We start from the raw sequence: 16340 nt of genomic DNA on the forward strand, positions 1-16340 counted from the left end.
TGGGCTATTTTAACGAAGATTTGTAATCACAGGAATCATTTGCGCAAATCAGCCGTTCGCCAGCTGCTGTTTTCTTTTTCAATAGCAGTGGAAATTGACAGGTTGGGCAAGGTTGGGCCACTGGCGGTAAGTTCACCGAGTATTTACATGTAGGATAATGGTCACAAGCGTAAAACGAGTTACCAAAACGGCTCGTTTTCTGCACCAGTTTACCGGTTTGGCAAACTGGACAAGGCGCATCGGTACCAGGGTCAAAATCAGCCGCGGTCATATAATCGCAGTCGGGATAACCGCTACAACCAACAAATAAGCCATAACGGCCCTTTTTGAGTTGCAGATCGCGCTGACACCGGGGGCAAGGCACGCCCAGCGACTGTGGTTCCAAGAAGTTATCGGTCATTTAATGCAATAAACCCTCGGGTTCCTCAAACAGTAAGCCTTCCATTTGATCATAGGCGTCTTCGTGGCCTGGTACATTAAACAGCACCATCAGCACAACCCATTTCAAATCGTCGAGCGTAAACTGTTGGGTGTCGAGCTCCATCACTCGGTCAATAACCATTTCGCGAGTTGTGAAGTCCAATACCCCAAGGCTCTCTAGGTACATTAAAAAACCACGGCTGGCACAATCCAGTCGCGCAACTTCATCGGCCGTAAAGACCCGTGTACTTTTGCTCTCAGACTTATTGACATACGGTGAGGTTTGGCTGTCTTGTAAGTCAGCCAAGCGTTCTAACCAAGCGAGTGCTTTATGAATCTCTTGGCGATGGAAACCAGCGCGGGTGAGTTCGTCAGTTAGCTCGTCGTGGTTAACTACAACCTCCATGTCCGAATGTATATAGTTCTCGAACAAGTACATGAGGATATCAAACATCGTTAGCGCCTCCCCATTTTTATATAACCGCCTGATACTGAGACCACACTGCCCTCAAGCTCTAACAACACCAACTGCTCTGTAACAATCGCAACCGGCAGTCCACTGCGCGCCACAATGGTGTCTATTGAGGTGACCTCTGATCCCACATTAGCCAACAATTGGCGGTTTGCCAAGCTTCGTTTCGAATTTATTTGATGATGTTTTTCTGACAATTGAGATGGGGGCAGTTCTGGCAAATTCAACTCATGGAGAATATCATTCACACAAACTGCAATACCGGCTCCTTCTTGCAATAGCTTAAAGCTCCCCGTAAATGCCGCATCCCAGATTGAACCGGGTACTGCCATAATCGTTTTTTGTTGCTCTCGCGCCAGCCCTGCCGTGATCATCGTACCGCTATAAAGTTTCGCCTCAATCACGAGAACTAATTTAGAAAGTCCGCTTAAGATTCGATTTCGACGCGGGAAATGATCACGTTTTGCCGGCGTGCCTGGCGCAAACTCAGTCACCACTAATCCTGATTGCATGATTTGCTGCTGCAATTGCCGATTGCGCGACGGGTAGTAAACATCCGGGCCAGCTGCCAATACCGCTAAAGTTTTTCCTTCATCTAAAGCGCCACGGTGCGCAGCGCCATCAATACCCAGCGCAAGCCCACTGCTGACAACCACACCTGAACGCGCCAAACCGCGCGCAAAATAATCCGCAGTATGCTGCCCCACTGGCGACACGTTGCGACTGCCAATAATGGCAACACTCATGGCATTCAAACAACTCAAGTCACCCTGCGCGAATAGCACTAACGGTGGGTCATGAATATGTCGTAACGTTTCTGGATAGCGTGGGTCACGCAAATGAATAGCATAACAATTGGGCTGCTCAGCCCATAGCCGTAATCGCTCGATACGAGCAGGAACAAGATTCGCATCGGGCCACTTCGCATGAGCTGAAATTTGTTCAAACGAACTTAGGCTACGTAAAAACTTCCGATGTTTGCTCGGCGCACTGGCAAGCGCCAGTAACGTCGTTGCGGTTTCAGCATCCATGCTGATAACCTCCGATTGTTGATTAAGACGACTCGTGTTTTAGAGTTGCTTAGGAATATAGTAATCACCTACCGACAGCCACTCGCGTGAGCGCAACACTATCGCGAAGCTGGTTTCATCTTGTACTTCAAGTACCATCATCTCAGCCGTCGCTGACGCTGGTAATTGCACCGTGTTGCGCCAAAAACGTGATAAATCGTCTGCTGGTTTATAGTAATTCACCAAGCTTATTTCTTCGCCCTCAACAAAAATAGTTGAGCCCGGACGAATCGCTTGATACATCTGTCCTACAGCAACACCATGCTGCGCACCTTTGTTGAGCACAACAACATCGTATTTACCTTGCTCTTTTCGTGAGTTGAGCGAAGCGATGACCTGGCCATCGGTATTGGCGCCAGAGGTTGGCGTAATCACAGCCGGCAAATTTAAAGGTTTGGCTTCTAACAAGTAGTCACCGCGGCGAATTTCTCGTTGAATACGGCTTAGTTCACCTTCGGCTATATCACCACCATTGTAGGTGACGTCCACGTCGCCAACATAGCGTAATAACTCGCCCTGATCGATGCGCTCAACTGGCGTGAACACGCTATAAGTCGTTTTCTCAACGGCGCCTTTGATAAACACCGGTAACATGCCGTTCACGCGTGGCGCACCACGGTTATCGCCAAGAATCTGCGGCAGCCCGCTAAGCTTATTGCCGCTAAGCAGTCGGTGTTCGGTCAATAATGGCGCCAGCATCTCGCGTGAAAACGTTGGAATCGGCTCGCCCTTGTCTTTTATCTCGCCCTGCGGCAATAACGCGCGGTATTCTTTTCGAGTCAGTTGCGGCTTGCCATCAACCCAAATCAGCAATAACCGATCACCTGGATAAATTAAATGCGGGTTTTTGACGTCTTCGTTAATGCGCCAGAGTTCAGGCCAGTACCACGGGTCATTTAAATACAACTCGGAAATATCCCACAGCGTGTCACCCTTTTTGACAACATATTCCTGCGGCGCGTCCTCACGCAACGACAGCACGTCGCCTTTTGTTTGTTCTGCGGTAGTCGACTGCGCCACGGCAACATGCTGTGGTGTGCCTAGCAGAAAACCGATTAGCGCAATCGCCGGTAATTGCCATTTGGTCATCTTAAGCTCCGTTGTAAAACCGTGTGTTCATCCCCAAATTACGTTAAAATCACGCAAGATGAAACTAGCGAATGAAAGGTTATGAGTAAATTAACAATTTTAAAATATCCAGACGAGCGATTACGCACCGTCGCACAACCAATTCAGCAAGTTGACGACGCCCTCAAAGCGGACATCGACAACATGTTTGAAACCATGTACGAGTCCAATGGCGTGGGCCTTGCTGCCACCCAAGTTGATATTCACCGTCGCCTATTCGTTGCTGACTGTAGTGAAGATCAGAACGAACCACTGGTGTTTATTAACCCAGAGATTACAGCACAAGAAGGCCATTTCACCAATGAAGAAGGCTGTTTATCGTTCCCAGGCGTTTACGCAAAAGTAGAACGCGCCGGTAAAGTCACGGTTAAAGCTCTCGATAAAAACGGTGAAGAGTTTTCACTCACTGCTGAAGGTTTACTGGCCATCTGCATTCAACACGAACTCGATCATCTCAATGGTAAGCTGTTCGTCGACTACTTGTCGCCGCTAAAACGCGACCGTATTCGTAAAAAACTCGAAAAAGAAGCGCGTCTGCATGCCGAATAAGCTGAAAGTCGTTTTTGCTGGCACGCCAGATTTTGCGGCGCAGCACTTGGCGGCATTAATCGACGCGACCAACATTGATGTTGTTGCTGTCTATACCCAGCCCGACCGCCCCGCCGGTCGCGGCAAAAAACTACAAGCCAGCCCAGTAAAACAACTCGCGCTGCAGCACGCGCTTCCGGTTGAGCAGCCCGAGTCGTTCAAGCAAGCCGATGCGCAAGCAACGTTAGCCAATTATCGCGCCGATGTGATGGTGGTGGTGGCTTACGGGTTATTGTTGCCACAAGTCGTTTTAGATACGCCAAGACTCGGGTGCGTCAACGTGCACGGTTCATTGCTGCCGCGCTGGCGTGGTGCCGCCCCGATACAACGAGCACTATGGGCCGGTGATCACGAAACTGGCGTGGCTGTCATGCAGATGGAAGCAGGTTTAGATACTGGTCCGGTGTTACTCGAAGCCCGATTGCCTATTTTACCCACCGATACGTCAGAGACGCTTTATAGCAAGCTGGCTGAATTAGGCCCCAAAGCGTTATGCGACGCTCTGCACGATTTAGAGCGCTTACAACAAACTGCTGTTGTGCAAGACGACGCGCAAGCGACTTATGCTAAGAAACTTAGCAAAGAAGAAGCGCAATTAGATTGGCAGCAGCCGGCGGTAGCGCTTGAGCGCTGGGTACGCGCCTTTAATCCTTGGCCGATTTGTTGGCTCGCTTGCGATAACGGTGAAATCGTCAAAGTCTGGCGTACCGATGTCGTCGCTGGCGCAAACGCAGCGCCAGGTACAATCTTGCAAGCGGATAAACATGGTGTCGTGGTACAAACCACCGATAGGGCTTTGCGGCTACTTGAATTACAGCCAGCAGGTAAGAAACCAATGCCGGCCGCCGACTTCCTCAATGGGCGCAGTGATTGGTTTACGCCGGGTACGACGCTCCCTCAGGTAAAATCATGACGCACCGTAACGTGCGCCCCGGAGCCGAGAGTCGCGCTGTTGCTGCGCAGGCCGTGTTTCAAGTTGTGGAACAGGGGCGCTCACTCAGCCAAGCACTACCCAGTTTAAATAAACACTTGGAGCCACGCGATAAAGGCATGGCGCAGGCGCTAGCCTACGGCACACTGCGATATTTACCAGCGCTTAACTTCATGGTGGGCGAGTTAATCAGCAAGCCGTTGAAAGGCGAACTCAAGATTCTGCACAGTTTGCTCCTCGTTGGTGCGTATCAGCTGGTCTACATGGGCTCTGCTGAACATGCTGCAGTTTCGGCAACCGTTGATGCTGCGGTATTACTTAAGCGCGGCAAGCAAAAAGGCTTGGTCAATGGCGTGCTGCGCAATCTGCAACGTCAACTGCCAGAGTTACAGCAACAACTCGCTCGTAAACCAGCGCTCCTGCACAATCATCCGCGTTGGTTGTCTGACCTAATTACACAACATTATCCTGCGCAGGCTGAAGCAATTTTTACCGCTAACAACGGGCAAGCCCCTATGTGGTTGCGAATCAATTCACGCTATACGAATCGTGCCGAATACCTGCAATTACTCAGCGACGCCGGGATAGAAGCAATAACCGAAGCACCACTCGAAACCGCTATCCAGCTTGTTCAGGCAGTTGATGTGCAACAGTTACCGCACTTTCAAGATGGTTGGGTTTCAGTTCAAGATATTGCAGCGCAACATGCCGCTTGGTTGCTCAACGCGCAAGCCGGCGAGCGCATTCTCGATTGCTGTGCGGCGCCAGGTGGTAAAACCGCTCATATTTTAGAGCAACAACCAGAGGCCCAAGTACTTGCGATTGATGCCGATGCGCCACGATTGCAGCGTGTCCATGATAATTTAAAGCGATTAAAGCTTAACGCTGAAGTGCGCCAAGCCGATGCGACGAATACCGAGTGGTGGAATGGTCAGCTGTTTGACCGGATTTTACTCGATGCACCGTGTTCAGCTACCGGTGTTATCCGTCGTCATCCAGATATAAAATGGCTCCGTCGCGATAGCGATATTGCTGAGCTAGTGCATATTCAACAGCAAATTCTTAACGCTTTATGGCCAACGCTGAAGCCGGGCGGCACCCTACTTTATGCGACATGTTCTATACTAGCTGAAGAAAATACATCGCAAATTGAAGCATTTAAACAAGCACATTCGGATGCAATAGCAGTTGCAACGAAACCCGATGGCGCAGTAGAGTGGCAATGGTTACCCGGTGACAATAATGGCGACGGGTTTTATTACGCAAAACTGGAAAAGCGCAAATGAAAATAGTGATTTTAGGCGGTGGACAAGTTGGCGGCACGTTAGCAGAAAACTTGGTCGGCGAAGATAACGATATTACCGTTGTTGATACCGACAAGGGTCGCCTTGAAGCCCTGTCTGAACTTCACGATATTCGTACCATAGAAGGCCATGCTTCGCACCCACGCGTGCTGCGACAAGCGGGATGCGAAGACGCCGACATGCTGATTGCGGTTACGCCAAGTGACGAAACCAACATGTTAGCGTGCCAAATTGCTTACACGCTTTATCGCACACCGAAACGAATTGCTCGGATTCGGTCACAGGAATACAGCGATTACAAAGATAAGCTATTTCACAAAGACGACATCCCCGTCGACCATCTGATTTCGCCTGAGCAACAGGTGACTCACTATATTAAACGTCTCGTCGATTATCCAGGCGCCTTACAAGTGATGGAGTTTGCTAGCGGTCGCGCCAGTCTCGTTGCCGTTCGTGCCTATTATGGCGGTAAACTCGTTGGTCATGCGATATCAACGCTAAAAAGCCACATGCCAAATGTGGAAACGCGGGTTGCGGCAATATTTCGTCAGGGCCAAGCCATTAAACCGATGGGGACAACCATTATCGAGGCCGGCGATGAAATTTTCTTTATTGCCGACACCCGTTACGTGCGGATGGTGATGGAAGAAATGCAAAAGCTTGAGCATCAATATCGCCGCGTGATGATTGCTGGTGGCGGTAATGTTGGTGCTGGCCTTGCCGCACTGTTAGAAGAAAACCATCGCGTCAAACTGATTGAACACAATAAAGAGCGCGCCGAAGCACTCAACGAAAGCTTACAAAACACCACGATTTTGCAAGGCGATGCGTCTGATGAGCGCTTGCTCACGGAAGAACATATTGAAGATATGGATGTGTTTATTGCGGTAACCAACGATGACGAAGCAAACATCATGTCCGCGATGTTAGCAAAAAAACTAGGGGCCAAGAAAACCATGGTGCTGATTCAGCGCCAGGCCTATGTTGATCTTGTGCAAGACAACGTTATCGACATTGCTATTTCGCCGCAACGCGCAACAGTTTCAGCGCTGCTATCGTTGATTCGAAAAGGCGACATAGTAAACGCTTACTCACTTCGCAAGGGCGCTGCAGAGGCGATTGAGGCCATAGCGCACGGTGACGAAAAGACCTCAAAAGTTATCGGTAAAACCATTGATGAAATCAAGCTGCCGCCAGGCACAACCATTGGTGCAATTGTGCGTGGGAATGAAGTACTGATTGCTCACGATGATACGGTATTACAGGCCGATGACCACGTTATTCTGTTCTTGGTTGATAAGAAGTATATTCGCGAAGTGGAGCGCCTGTTCCAACCAAGCGCCCTATTCTTCTAACTACGCCAGAAGGTCGGCGTTAATAACACCAAGATAGTGAACACTTCGAGGCGTCCAAACAACATCGCGACCACGAGCAGCCATTTGGCGGTATCCGAAATACCCGCGTAGTTAGCAGCGACTTCGCCAAGACCAGGGCCTAAGTTATTAAGGCAGGCGGCTGTTGCCGAAAAAGCCGTAATATCGTCAAGGCCCGTTGCCAATAGCCCTAGCATAATCACGACAAACACCAGTGCGTAAGCGGCGAAAAATCCCCAAACCGCCTCTACCACCCGCGGCGGCACAATACGCTGCCCTAGTTTTACCGAGTACATGCCCTGCGGATGCACCAACCGGTTCAGTTCACGTACCCCTTGGCGGAAAAGCAGCAAAACGCGCACTACTTTTAAACCACCAGCTGTTGAACTTGCGCAACCACCTATGAAACTCGCGAAGATTAAAAGAATGGGAAGAAATAGCGGCCAACTGGCAAAATCTGCCGTTGCAAAGCCTGCCGTAGTACTGATGGATACGGCTTGAAACATCGCTTGATTGAAGGCGATTTCGGTATTATCAAAAACTTTGTGCACCAGCACCGTCATGAACACGACGATGATCAAAACCACTTGAATGAATATAAACCCACGCGCTTCCGGGTCTTTAAAGTAGCCCCACAGCGAACGGCCGGTGATTGCCGCATAGTGCACCGCGAAATTAATTGATGACAGGAGTAAAAACACCACACAAATGGTGTTAATCAGCGAGCTATCAAAATACCCCATACTGGCATCGTAAGTGCTGAAGCCGCCGACAGCAATGGTCGAAAAAGCGTGGCCAATGGCATCGAACCACCCCATTCCAGCAAGTTTATAGGCAATCGCGCAAACGGCGGTTAAAGCAACGTAGATATACCAAAGATGCTTCGCGGTATCCGCAATACGCGGTGTCATTTTCGCATCTTTTAGTGGCCCTGGAATTTCTGCCCGATACAGCTGCATGCCGCCAATGCCGAGCATTGGCAGTATTGCCACCGCAAGTACGATAATACCCATACCACCCAACCACTGGAGCTGCTGGCGGTAAAAAAGAATACTGTGTGGGAGGTGTTCAATACCAGTGAGAATAGTTGCGCCGGTTGTCGTGAGCCCTGAAAACGACTCAAACGCAGCATCGGTAATCGACAGCGGCACTTCTGCGGTAAACCATAATGGCAGAATCCCTACCGAGCCAAGTACCGTCCAAAATAATACGGTGAGCAAAAAGCCATCACGAACCTTAAGGTCAGAACGTTCATTGCGATTGGGATACCAGACCAAAAAGCCGACGATAATACTGACAATAAACGCCAGCAAAAAGGCAACGCCACCACCGTCTTCGTAAATTAGCGCGACGATACCAGGTGGGATCAATGTCGCACTAAATAGACAAATCAGTAATCCTAGAATACGAAGTATGCCGCGAAAGCGCACTAGCCGTCCTCATTTTATAATTGTGATGACTACGCGCCCTTGCGTAGCATTTTTTATGTCGGATTGCAGTTCAAGTGCAGTGTTAGCCACAACCGCTAACGTCGCTTCAACATGCGCTGTAAATTGCTGCGCTGTAATCTCTGCATCATATTGTTGCAGCATATGCGAAACCACACTTTGGTCTGCATAATCGTAGTTTATCTGAGCCGCTTTGCGTAGTACTTTTTCATGACAAGTCAAAACTTTAACCACGTCGCTTACCGCTTGACTATAGGCGCGCTGCAAACCGCCGGTGCCCAGCTTTACACCACCGAAATAACGTGTAACGACCACCGAGATTTCGCCGATGCCGCTACTTTGTAGCACGTGAAACATTGGTCTTCCCGCTGTACCTGAAGGCTCACCATCGTCACTCATCGCGTACTTTTGGCTATCAGTTGGCGCTGCATAAAGCGCTGCGGTGCAATAGTGACTTGCGCCAGGCCATTGTTGCTGGCAGTCGCGGATATGCTGCTGATGTTCTGCGGCTGATTCCACATGGCGTGCCGAAGCAATAAAGCGACTATTTTTGATAATCACTTCATGGGTTGCCGGTGCGCTCGGTACCCGATATCCACTCATAGCTTTCCTAACGTTTGAGCTGTGCGCCACTAATTTGCATCGGCACTAACTCACCAAATAATTCGGGTTGCAGCTCGTTCTCACGTAACGTGCGGTAAATTTGCTGATAGGCCAATACATTCTTCACATAATTTCGCGTTTCTGCGTAAGGAATCAGCTCAATCCAACGGTCAACTTCCATAGGTTGTGCCGGAAGCCAATCATAAACGCGATAAATGCCTGCATTATACGCCGCTGTTGCCAAGATCCAATTATCGCCTAGGCGGCGCTGCAAGTCTGCAAGGTATCGTGTACCAAGACGGATATTGTACGACGGATTAAATAGCTCGTGCACGCTAACATCACGACGTTCAACTAAGTTAGCGGTGCTCGGGAGTAATTGCATGAGGCCGTAGGCACCGGCGTGTGATCGTGCATCGTCACGGAACGCACTTTCACGCCGCGACACTGCTAATGCCCAATTCACATCAATATTCGCGGCATCGGAAAACTGCTGATGTTCTTCCAGATAGGCAGTCGGAAAGCGCTGTGCAATCGCATCGTACTCACCCAATGTGCCAAGCGTATAAATCGCTTGATCATGCCAGCCCCAATCACTGGCAATAACAGCCAAAGCCCGCTGATCATCGGGTGGTAAATGTTCAAGTAAGCTATTCCATTCACGTCGCGCATCGAGCCCTCTGTCCAACGCCCGCAACTCGTATGCGCGCTGCACACCCGGCAGCTGCCGTACACGGCTGATTTGTTCTGGAGGCAGTTCGAGCGCCTCGCGACTGAGCGACAACGACTGTTTTAGTTTTGCTGCTGCCAAGAAACCATAATAGCTACGTTGTTGCGCTAGACGTTCAAAAATTTGCTTAGATACCGGCCCAAAACCTTGAGCCTCAAGCGACCGAGCAAACCAATATTGCCACTGATCTGATTCGCGCTGAGTGTCTGGTAAACGTGGAACAAGGCTCATGATCTGTGTCCAAGCGCCCTCCCGCAACCACTCTGCAAGTTGCCAGTGCAACGTCGCATCAGTATGTTCGGTCGCATCCAATCGAGCGAGCCAACGACTCGCTTGGTCATGGTCTTTTAAGCTTAAAGCGACTGCGAACGTTTGCCGTAACAGCAAATATTGCTCAGCGGAGAAGTTAATATGGGCAGGCAAGCTATCCATAAGCTCTAGCGCCACATCTGGGTCACGCCAAATCAGCCGCCCTAAGCCATAGGTTACAATTTGTGTTTCGTGCTTGGGGAAGTCGCCGGATAAGTATTTTCTTTGAGTTAAATTAGCAGGGTTGCGGCGCACCCGATGATAATGCTCGGCTAGATACTGCATGTTTTCTGGCAGTAATTTCTGTAAATAGGGAATCAGAGTATGTTGACCACCCTCTGCAGCAAGCACTATACGCTGCCAAATCATATCGGCAGTGCGCATGCCGGCATTTGTCCAAGCTTCTAAAACTGGGTCGCAGTCTTTCGGCAATGACTCTCCTGTTAGCCAAATATCATTCACCAACCGTAAGATTGGCGCAGTATCGCCCGTACCTGTTGCGAGTTGTGCGTAAACAGCGAAACACTGGTGACGAATGCTTCCTGGATACTCATAGTAACTCAGAAACTGCTCGTAATGATGGTCGTCCATCAGTTTATCTAACCAGACCGAGCGAACTTGCCAGCCTAACGGCGAAAGGTAGTGTTGATCGAGAAATTCACTCACCCGGGCATCATCTTTAGGAGTGGCGAGTAAACGAATATAATCCGCTTCAAGATAAGGTACTAGAGGGTATGCGCCTAAGGCTTCAATGAGGCGCGAATAGTCGTCTAACTGACGATTTTTTAACGCCGCTTCCGCCTCTAAAAATAGTTCGCGTTGTTGTGCGCGCACATCAATAGGGCTTGCAGTAGCCTGAGCAGTTTGCGCTTCACTCGCGTGAATACCGCTAACTAAACTACTCGCACACAGTAAAACCGTACAAAATTGTTGATACCACTTCGACATAATTCAAACGCACGTTTAAAAAATCATTGAAAATTTGCCCCAATAAGGCCAAACTCTAGGGCGACTATAAGAACCACTTTAACCGAAAGCAATCTGATTATCAGTAAACGCTCAAGGAGACCGAATATGATTTATCAGGGTGATAGCATTCGGGTTGAATTTGTAGAAGACGGCATTGCCGAGCTTCAATTCGCAGCCGCAGGCTCTGTGAACAAGTTTGACCAGAAAACCTTGGAAGAATTCAGCCAAGCTTTAACTGAATTGGCCAACAACAAAGATCTGCGCGGTGTGATTGTCACCAGTGCGAAGCCTACATTCATTGTAGGTGCTGACATTACAGAATTCCTCACATTATTTGCCGATGTAGAGCAAACCAAAGTTTGGGTTGCCAAAGCATCTCGCGTTTTTGATCAGCTCGAAGACTTGCCAGTACCAACAGTTGCCGCTGTTGCTGGGTTTGCTTTGGGCGGTGGTTGTGAAGCGACGCTTGCGTGTGATTACCGTGTGGTCGACACCAGCGCCGTTATCGGCTTGCCAGAAGTAAAACTGGGTTTGATTCCGGGCTTCGGTGGCACCATGCGTTTACCGCGCATTATTGGCCCTGACAACGCGCTGGAATTAATTACCACAGGTAAAAATAACAAGCCTGAAGATGCGCTCAAAATTGGCCTCGTTGACGCCGTTGTGATGCCAGAAAAACTGCGTGATGCAGCCCTGAGCATGGTAAAAGCGGCAGTAAGCGGCGACTTAGATTGGCGCGCAAAACGTCAGCCGAAACTCGAGCCGTTAAAAGCGAACGATACTGAACTTACCATGACCTTTGTCACCGCCAAAGCAATGGCAGCGGCACAAGCTGGTAAACACTACCCAGCGCCACACGCAGCGATTAAAGCGGTTGAAGACGGTGCCAAGCATGGTCGTGAAGAAGCATTGAATGCAGAAAACGCTGCATTTGTTGGCTTAACCCAAACCGACGCTTGCCGTGCACAAGTCGGCATCTTCATGGCTGACCAATTAGTGAAAGGCAAAGCTAAGAAAGCTGGCAAGTTAGCAACTAAAGAAATTAAGCGCGCAGCAGTGCTTGGCGCCGGCATTATGGGCGGCGGCATAGCGTACCAATCAGCCTATAAAGGCGTGCCGGTAGTGATGAAAGATATTCGTCAAGAAGCACTTGATTTGGGCATGTCTGAAGCCAGCAAAATTCTTGGTAAATTGGTCGAACGCGGCCGTATGGACCATAAGAAAATGGCCAAAGTATTGTCATCAATTACTCCCACGTTATTAGATGACGGCGTGAAAGGCGTCGACATTGTCGTCGAGGCCGTGGTTGAAAATCCAGATGTGAAAGGCAAAGTACTCGCGCAAATGGAGAGTGTGGTGGATGATGACACGATTATCGTCTCGAACACGTCGACCATTTCAATTGACCGCCTAGCGAAAAACTTGAAAGACCCGTCACGCTTCTGCGGCATGCACTTCTTCAACCCAGTGCACAAAATGCCATTGGTTGAAGTGATTCGCGGCGAAAAAACCTCTGATGAAACGGTTGCTGCGGTGGTTGCCTACGCAACGCGCATGGGTAAAACCGCAATTGTGGTGAACGACTGCCCAGGCTTCTTAGTGAACCGCGTGTTGTTCCCTTACCTTGCAGGCTTCGCAGGTATGGTTGATGAAGGCGTTGATTTTGCTGGCATTGACAAAGTAATGGAACGTCAGTTCGGCTGGCCAATGGGTCCTGCATACTTGTCCGATGTTGTCGGCATCGACACGGCTGATCACTGCACTGTCGTGATGGCAGAGGGCTTCCCAAGTCGTATGCCGCGTGACACCAGTAGTGCGATTGCAAAATTAGCTGCTGCTGAGCGTTTTGGTCAGAAAAACGGCAAAGGCTTTTACAACTACGGCGTTGACAAGAAAGGTCGCCCTGCTAAAGAAAAAGCACCTGAAGTTTACGAGATGCTTTCAATTGGCGACAAGCAATTAGATGCCGATGAAATCATTGCGCGCTGCATGGTGCCTATGGTGAACGAATGCGTACGTTGTTTAGAAGAAGGCATCGTTGCCAGTGCCGCTGAGTGCGATATGGCGCTGCTTTACGGTCTTGGCTTCCCGCCATTCCGTGGTGGACCATTCCGCTACCTTGAAACTGTTGGTCTCGACAAGTTTATTGCATTGGCCGACAAGTACGCGCACTTAGGTGAAATGTATCAAGTAACCGATGGCCTGCGTGACATGGCGAAGTCAGGCAAATCATACCTGGCCGGTTAATCAGTAGCGCAGCGCTAACGGAGGATTTTATGAAAGACGTAGTGATTGTCGATTGTATTCGTACCCCAATGGGTCGTTCGAAAAACGGTGTTTTTCGCAATGTTCGCGCCGAAGATTTATCGGCGCATTTAATGAAAGGTTTGCTGGAGCGCAATCCGCAAGTCGACGTTAACGAATTAGAAGATATTTATTGGGGTTGTGTACAACAGACTCTAGAGCAAGGTTTCAACATTGCGCGTAACGCAGCATTGATTGCCGGTATTCCACACCAGGTATCAGCGGTTACCGTGAACCGTCTGTGCGGTTCATCCATGCAAGCGATCCACGATGCCGCGCGCGCCATTATGCATGGCGACGGTGACATTATGATCGCTGGCGGTGTTGAACACATGGGCCATGTACCGATGACGCACGGGATTGATTTTCATCCAGGTATGAACAAATCAGTCGCACGTGCCGCCGGTAGCATGGGCATGACCGCAGAATTATTGGCTCGCAAGTTCGGTATCGACCGTGCCGCGCAGGATGCATTTGGTGCTCGTTCGCATCAACGTGCTCACGCTGCAACTGTTGAAGGCCGTTTCGCTAAAGAAATCTTGGCGTTAGAAGGTCACGATGCTGACGGCATTTTACACTTAGTGAAAAATGACGAAGTGATTCGCCCAGAAACGACCGTTGAAGGCCTTGCAGCCTTACGTCCGGTATTTGACCCAGCGAACGGCACCGTGACTGCAGGTACCTCGTCAGCCTTGTCTGATGGCGCGGCAGCTTGCCTTGTCATGTCAGCCGATAAAGCGAAAGAACTTGGCTTAACGCCAAGAGTGCGTATTCGCGCGATGGCAGTAGCCGGTTGTGACCCTTCAATTATGGGTTACGGCCCAGTGCCAGCAACACAAAAAGCGCTTAAGCGCGCCGGCCTTGATGTGAAAGACATCGATTTATGGGAGCTCAACGAAGCGTTCGCAGCTCAATCGTTGCCTGTACTCAAAGGTCTTGGTCTGCTTGACGTGATGGACGAGAAAGTTAACTTGAACGGCGGCGCAATTGCCTTGGGTCACCCACTCGGCTGTTCCGGTGCGCGTATCTCGACCACGCTGATCAATTTGATGGAAAGCAAAGATGCGACGCTGGGCGTGGCGACGATGTGTATTGGTTTAGGCCAAGGTATCGCCACCGTCTTCGAACGCGTGTAAGTAAAAAGCGTTGTTCGTGCGCTCGCCGAAAGGCGAGCTGTTCGTCCGTGCTCCGCACTGTTCGTTTTTCGAAGAGTAAGCGGAGCTTACGTACGAACAGTGAACGAAGTGAACGGACGAATAACGAATAACGCTGTTGGTTTTAAGAGCCCTTGCGGATGAGGTAGCGGTAGGGCTGAGATTCCGTTTCCGCTAACAGCAACTCATGATCCATAAAACGGCAGAAGCTCGGGATATCGCGCGTGGTTGCTGGGTCGTCTGCAATCACTTCAAGCGTGTCACCCGGATTCAGTTTGCGCATAGCCACACGCAACATCATCACCGGCTCTGGACACCGAAGTCCCAAAGTATCCAGCTGCGAATTTATCTCATCAGCCATGCGCTCTTTCCTGCTCCACGAATAACCAATAACGATTAACGACTAACGTCGTTACAGGTATTTCTGCCAAAACTCAGCTTTACCCATCGCATCATCGAGCTGATAAGGTTTAAAGCCGAACTTTTCGTAGGCAATTTTTGCAGGCTCGTTACCTTGCAGTACTTCTAAGGTGAGTTTGCAACAACCACGGAATTGCGCCAAGGTTTCCACTTCTTGTAACAAACGTTTCGAGATACCTTGGCCGCGGAATGGTTTAATAACCGCAATATCATGAATATTCATGACCGGTTTTGCGGCGAACGTTGAGAAGCCTTCAACACAGTTGGCTAAGCCAACTGGCTGGTCATCGACATAAGCAAGAATTGAGAAGACGTGATCGCGCTTAGCCATTTCATCAATCAAATTTTCGCGGGTTGCTTCTGGTAGTGCTTCGCCGCCACCCATTGGGTCGCGCGCATAGTCATCTAACATATCGATAACCGCTTGACGGTGCTTCGGATTACTGTAGTCAGCAAGGACAATCTCTAACATGATCAACTCTTATCTATAGTGTGAAACGGCGCATAGCGTCGCAGGTTGGTTCATAGCAATGGCATGACACAACATGGTCATTCACCATGCCTACTGCTTGCATAAACGCATAACAAATGGTGGTACCAACAAAGCTAAAGCCGGCTTTTTTAAGGGCTTTCGCCATAGTATCAGAAACTTCGTCTGATGTGGGAATGTCACCGCCCTGCCGAGCGAAAATTCTCGGCTGTCCATCGCTGAACTGCCATAGAAATTCATTAAATTGAACGCCTTTTTCTTGAAGCGCGAGATATGCTCTGGCGTTTTTAAAAATCGATTCTATTTTTAATCGATTACGTATAATGCCGGCGTTATGCATCAGACTGGCTTGGTATTCAGACGATAACTGCACAATGTCGTGCGGATTAAAGTCGCAAAATGCTTTTTCGTAGTTGGCTTGCTTGCGTAGAATAGTAATCCAACTCAGGCCAGCTTGTTGCCCGTCCAGACACAGCTTCGCAAAGAGCTCTTGGCTATCTTTGACTGGTTGTCCCCATACCGTGTCATGATAATGAACATAGTCAGGGTGGGTGCCACACCAGCTGCAGCGATGAATAGTTTTCGTCATTTCGCACGGTATCCTGTAACCTCGCGTCAACACAGGGT

General features: G+C 49.6%; 16 protein-coding genes. 6 read left to right on the forward strand and 10 right to left on the reverse strand.

Annotated features, from left to right (window positions below):
• Positions 1 to 4 precede the first annotated feature (4 nt).
• From BM292_RS09555 to BM292_RS09570, 4 genes are read right to left on the reverse strand one after another with little or no spacing between them, the layout of a single operon-like run.
• Complete coding sequence (locus BM292_RS09555; protein WP_092857970.1) at positions 5 to 400, reverse strand: DNA topoisomerase family protein; 396 nt, start codon at positions 398 to 400, stop codon at positions 5 to 7.
• Positions 401 to 874 (reverse strand): DUF494 family protein, encoded by a 474-nt coding sequence (locus BM292_RS09560; RefSeq protein ID WP_092857972.1) that lies wholly within the window; start codon positions 872 to 874, stop codon positions 401 to 403.
• A 2-nt stretch (positions 875 to 876) separates the two neighbouring features.
• On the reverse strand, positions 877 to 1923 hold the full coding sequence (gene dprA / locus BM292_RS09565; RefSeq protein WP_092857974.1) for a DNA-processing protein DprA: 1047 nt from the start codon (positions 1921 to 1923) through the stop codon (positions 877 to 879).
• A gap of 39 nt (positions 1924 to 1962) precedes the next feature.
• Positions 1963 to 3051, reverse strand: coding sequence for a LysM peptidoglycan-binding domain-containing protein (locus tag BM292_RS09570; RefSeq protein WP_092857976.1), 1089 nt, complete (start codon positions 3049 to 3051; stop codon positions 1963 to 1965).
• Positions 3052 to 3132: 81 nt separating this feature from the next.
• Between BM292_RS09570 and def the strand changes: the two genes are divergently transcribed.
• Genes def through trkA form a run of 4 tightly spaced genes read left to right on the forward strand, consistent with a single transcriptional unit; the run spans position 3133 to position 7268 of the window.
• Complete coding sequence (def, locus tag BM292_RS09575) at positions 3133 to 3639, forward strand: peptide deformylase (protein WP_092857978.1); 507 nt, start codon at positions 3133 to 3135, stop codon at positions 3637 to 3639.
• Positions 3629 to 4591 carry a methionyl-tRNA formyltransferase gene (gene fmt, locus BM292_RS09580; RefSeq protein WP_092857980.1) on the forward strand — a complete coding sequence of 321 codons (963 nt, stop codon included), beginning with the start codon at positions 3629 to 3631 and terminating at the stop codon, positions 4589 to 4591. The genes def and fmt overlap by 11 nt, the downstream gene beginning before the upstream one ends.
• Entirely contained in the window at positions 4588 to 5895 is a 1308-nt protein-coding gene (rsmB, locus tag BM292_RS09585; protein ID WP_092857982.1) for a 16S rRNA (cytosine(967)-C(5))-methyltransferase RsmB, read from the forward strand. Before fmt ends, rsmB begins: the two co-directional genes overlap by 4 nt.
• Positions 5892 to 7268: a Trk system potassium transporter TrkA gene (gene trkA / locus BM292_RS09590; protein ID WP_092857984.1), complete on the forward strand. Its 1377-nt coding sequence runs from the start codon at positions 5892 to 5894 to the stop codon at positions 7266 to 7268. The genes rsmB and trkA overlap by 4 nt, the downstream gene beginning before the upstream one ends.
• Here the strand turns inward: trkA and BM292_RS09595 are convergent.
• Genes BM292_RS09595 through BM292_RS09605 form a run of 3 tightly spaced genes read right to left on the reverse strand, consistent with a single transcriptional unit; the run spans position 7265 to position 11324 of the window.
• Positions 7265 to 8716 (reverse strand): TrkH family potassium uptake protein, encoded by a 1452-nt coding sequence (locus BM292_RS09595; RefSeq protein WP_092857986.1) that lies wholly within the window; start codon positions 8714 to 8716, stop codon positions 7265 to 7267. The genes trkA and BM292_RS09595 overlap by 4 nt on opposite strands.
• 9 nt (positions 8717 to 8725) lie before the next feature.
• The gene (locus BM292_RS09600; RefSeq protein WP_092857988.1) at positions 8726 to 9337 is read right to left on the reverse strand and encodes a YigZ family protein; all 612 of its coding nucleotides are present in this window, start codon (positions 9335 to 9337) and stop codon (positions 8726 to 8728) included.
• 7 nt (positions 9338 to 9344) lie between these two features.
• Complete coding sequence (locus BM292_RS09605) at positions 9345 to 11324, reverse strand: transglycosylase SLT domain-containing protein (protein WP_092857990.1); 1980 nt, start codon at positions 11322 to 11324, stop codon at positions 9345 to 9347.
• A 126-nt stretch (positions 11325 to 11450) separates the two neighbouring features.
• Here BM292_RS09605 and fadB point away from each other — a divergent pair, with 126 nt between their 5' ends.
• Together fadB and fadA are read left to right on the forward strand one after the other, a co-directional pair.
• Complete coding sequence (fadB, locus tag BM292_RS09610) at positions 11451 to 13592, forward strand: fatty acid oxidation complex subunit alpha FadB (RefSeq protein ID WP_092857992.1); 2142 nt, start codon at positions 11451 to 11453, stop codon at positions 13590 to 13592.
• A gap of 29 nt (positions 13593 to 13621) precedes the next feature.
• The gene (gene fadA, locus BM292_RS09615; protein WP_092857994.1) at positions 13622 to 14785 is read left to right on the forward strand and encodes an acetyl-CoA C-acyltransferase FadA; all 1164 of its coding nucleotides are present in this window, start codon (positions 13622 to 13624) and stop codon (positions 14783 to 14785) included.
• Between the two features lie 142 nt (positions 14786 to 14927).
• Here the strand turns inward: fadA and tusA are convergent, their stop codons facing one another.
• Genes tusA through BM292_RS09630 form a run of 3 tightly spaced genes read right to left on the reverse strand, consistent with a single transcriptional unit; the run spans position 14928 to position 16302 of the window.
• Complete coding sequence (gene tusA / locus BM292_RS09620) at positions 14928 to 15164, reverse strand: sulfurtransferase TusA (RefSeq protein WP_092857996.1); 237 nt, start codon at positions 15162 to 15164, stop codon at positions 14928 to 14930.
• A gap of 51 nt (positions 15165 to 15215) precedes the next feature.
• The gene (locus BM292_RS09625) at positions 15216 to 15695 is read right to left on the reverse strand and encodes a GNAT family N-acetyltransferase (RefSeq protein ID WP_092857998.1); all 480 of its coding nucleotides are present in this window, start codon (positions 15693 to 15695) and stop codon (positions 15216 to 15218) included.
• Between the two features lie 13 nt (positions 15696 to 15708).
• Positions 15709 to 16302, reverse strand: a complete 594-nt coding sequence (locus BM292_RS09630) for a DNA-3-methyladenine glycosylase I (RefSeq protein ID WP_092858000.1) — start codon at positions 16300 to 16302, stop codon at positions 15709 to 15711.
• Positions 16303 to 16340: the final 38 nt, after the last annotated feature.

This window comes from Pseudidiomarina tainanensis (assembly GCF_900115255.1).
GTDB classification, from domain to species: Bacteria; Pseudomonadota; Gammaproteobacteria; order Enterobacterales; family Alteromonadaceae; genus Pseudidiomarina; species Pseudidiomarina tainanensis.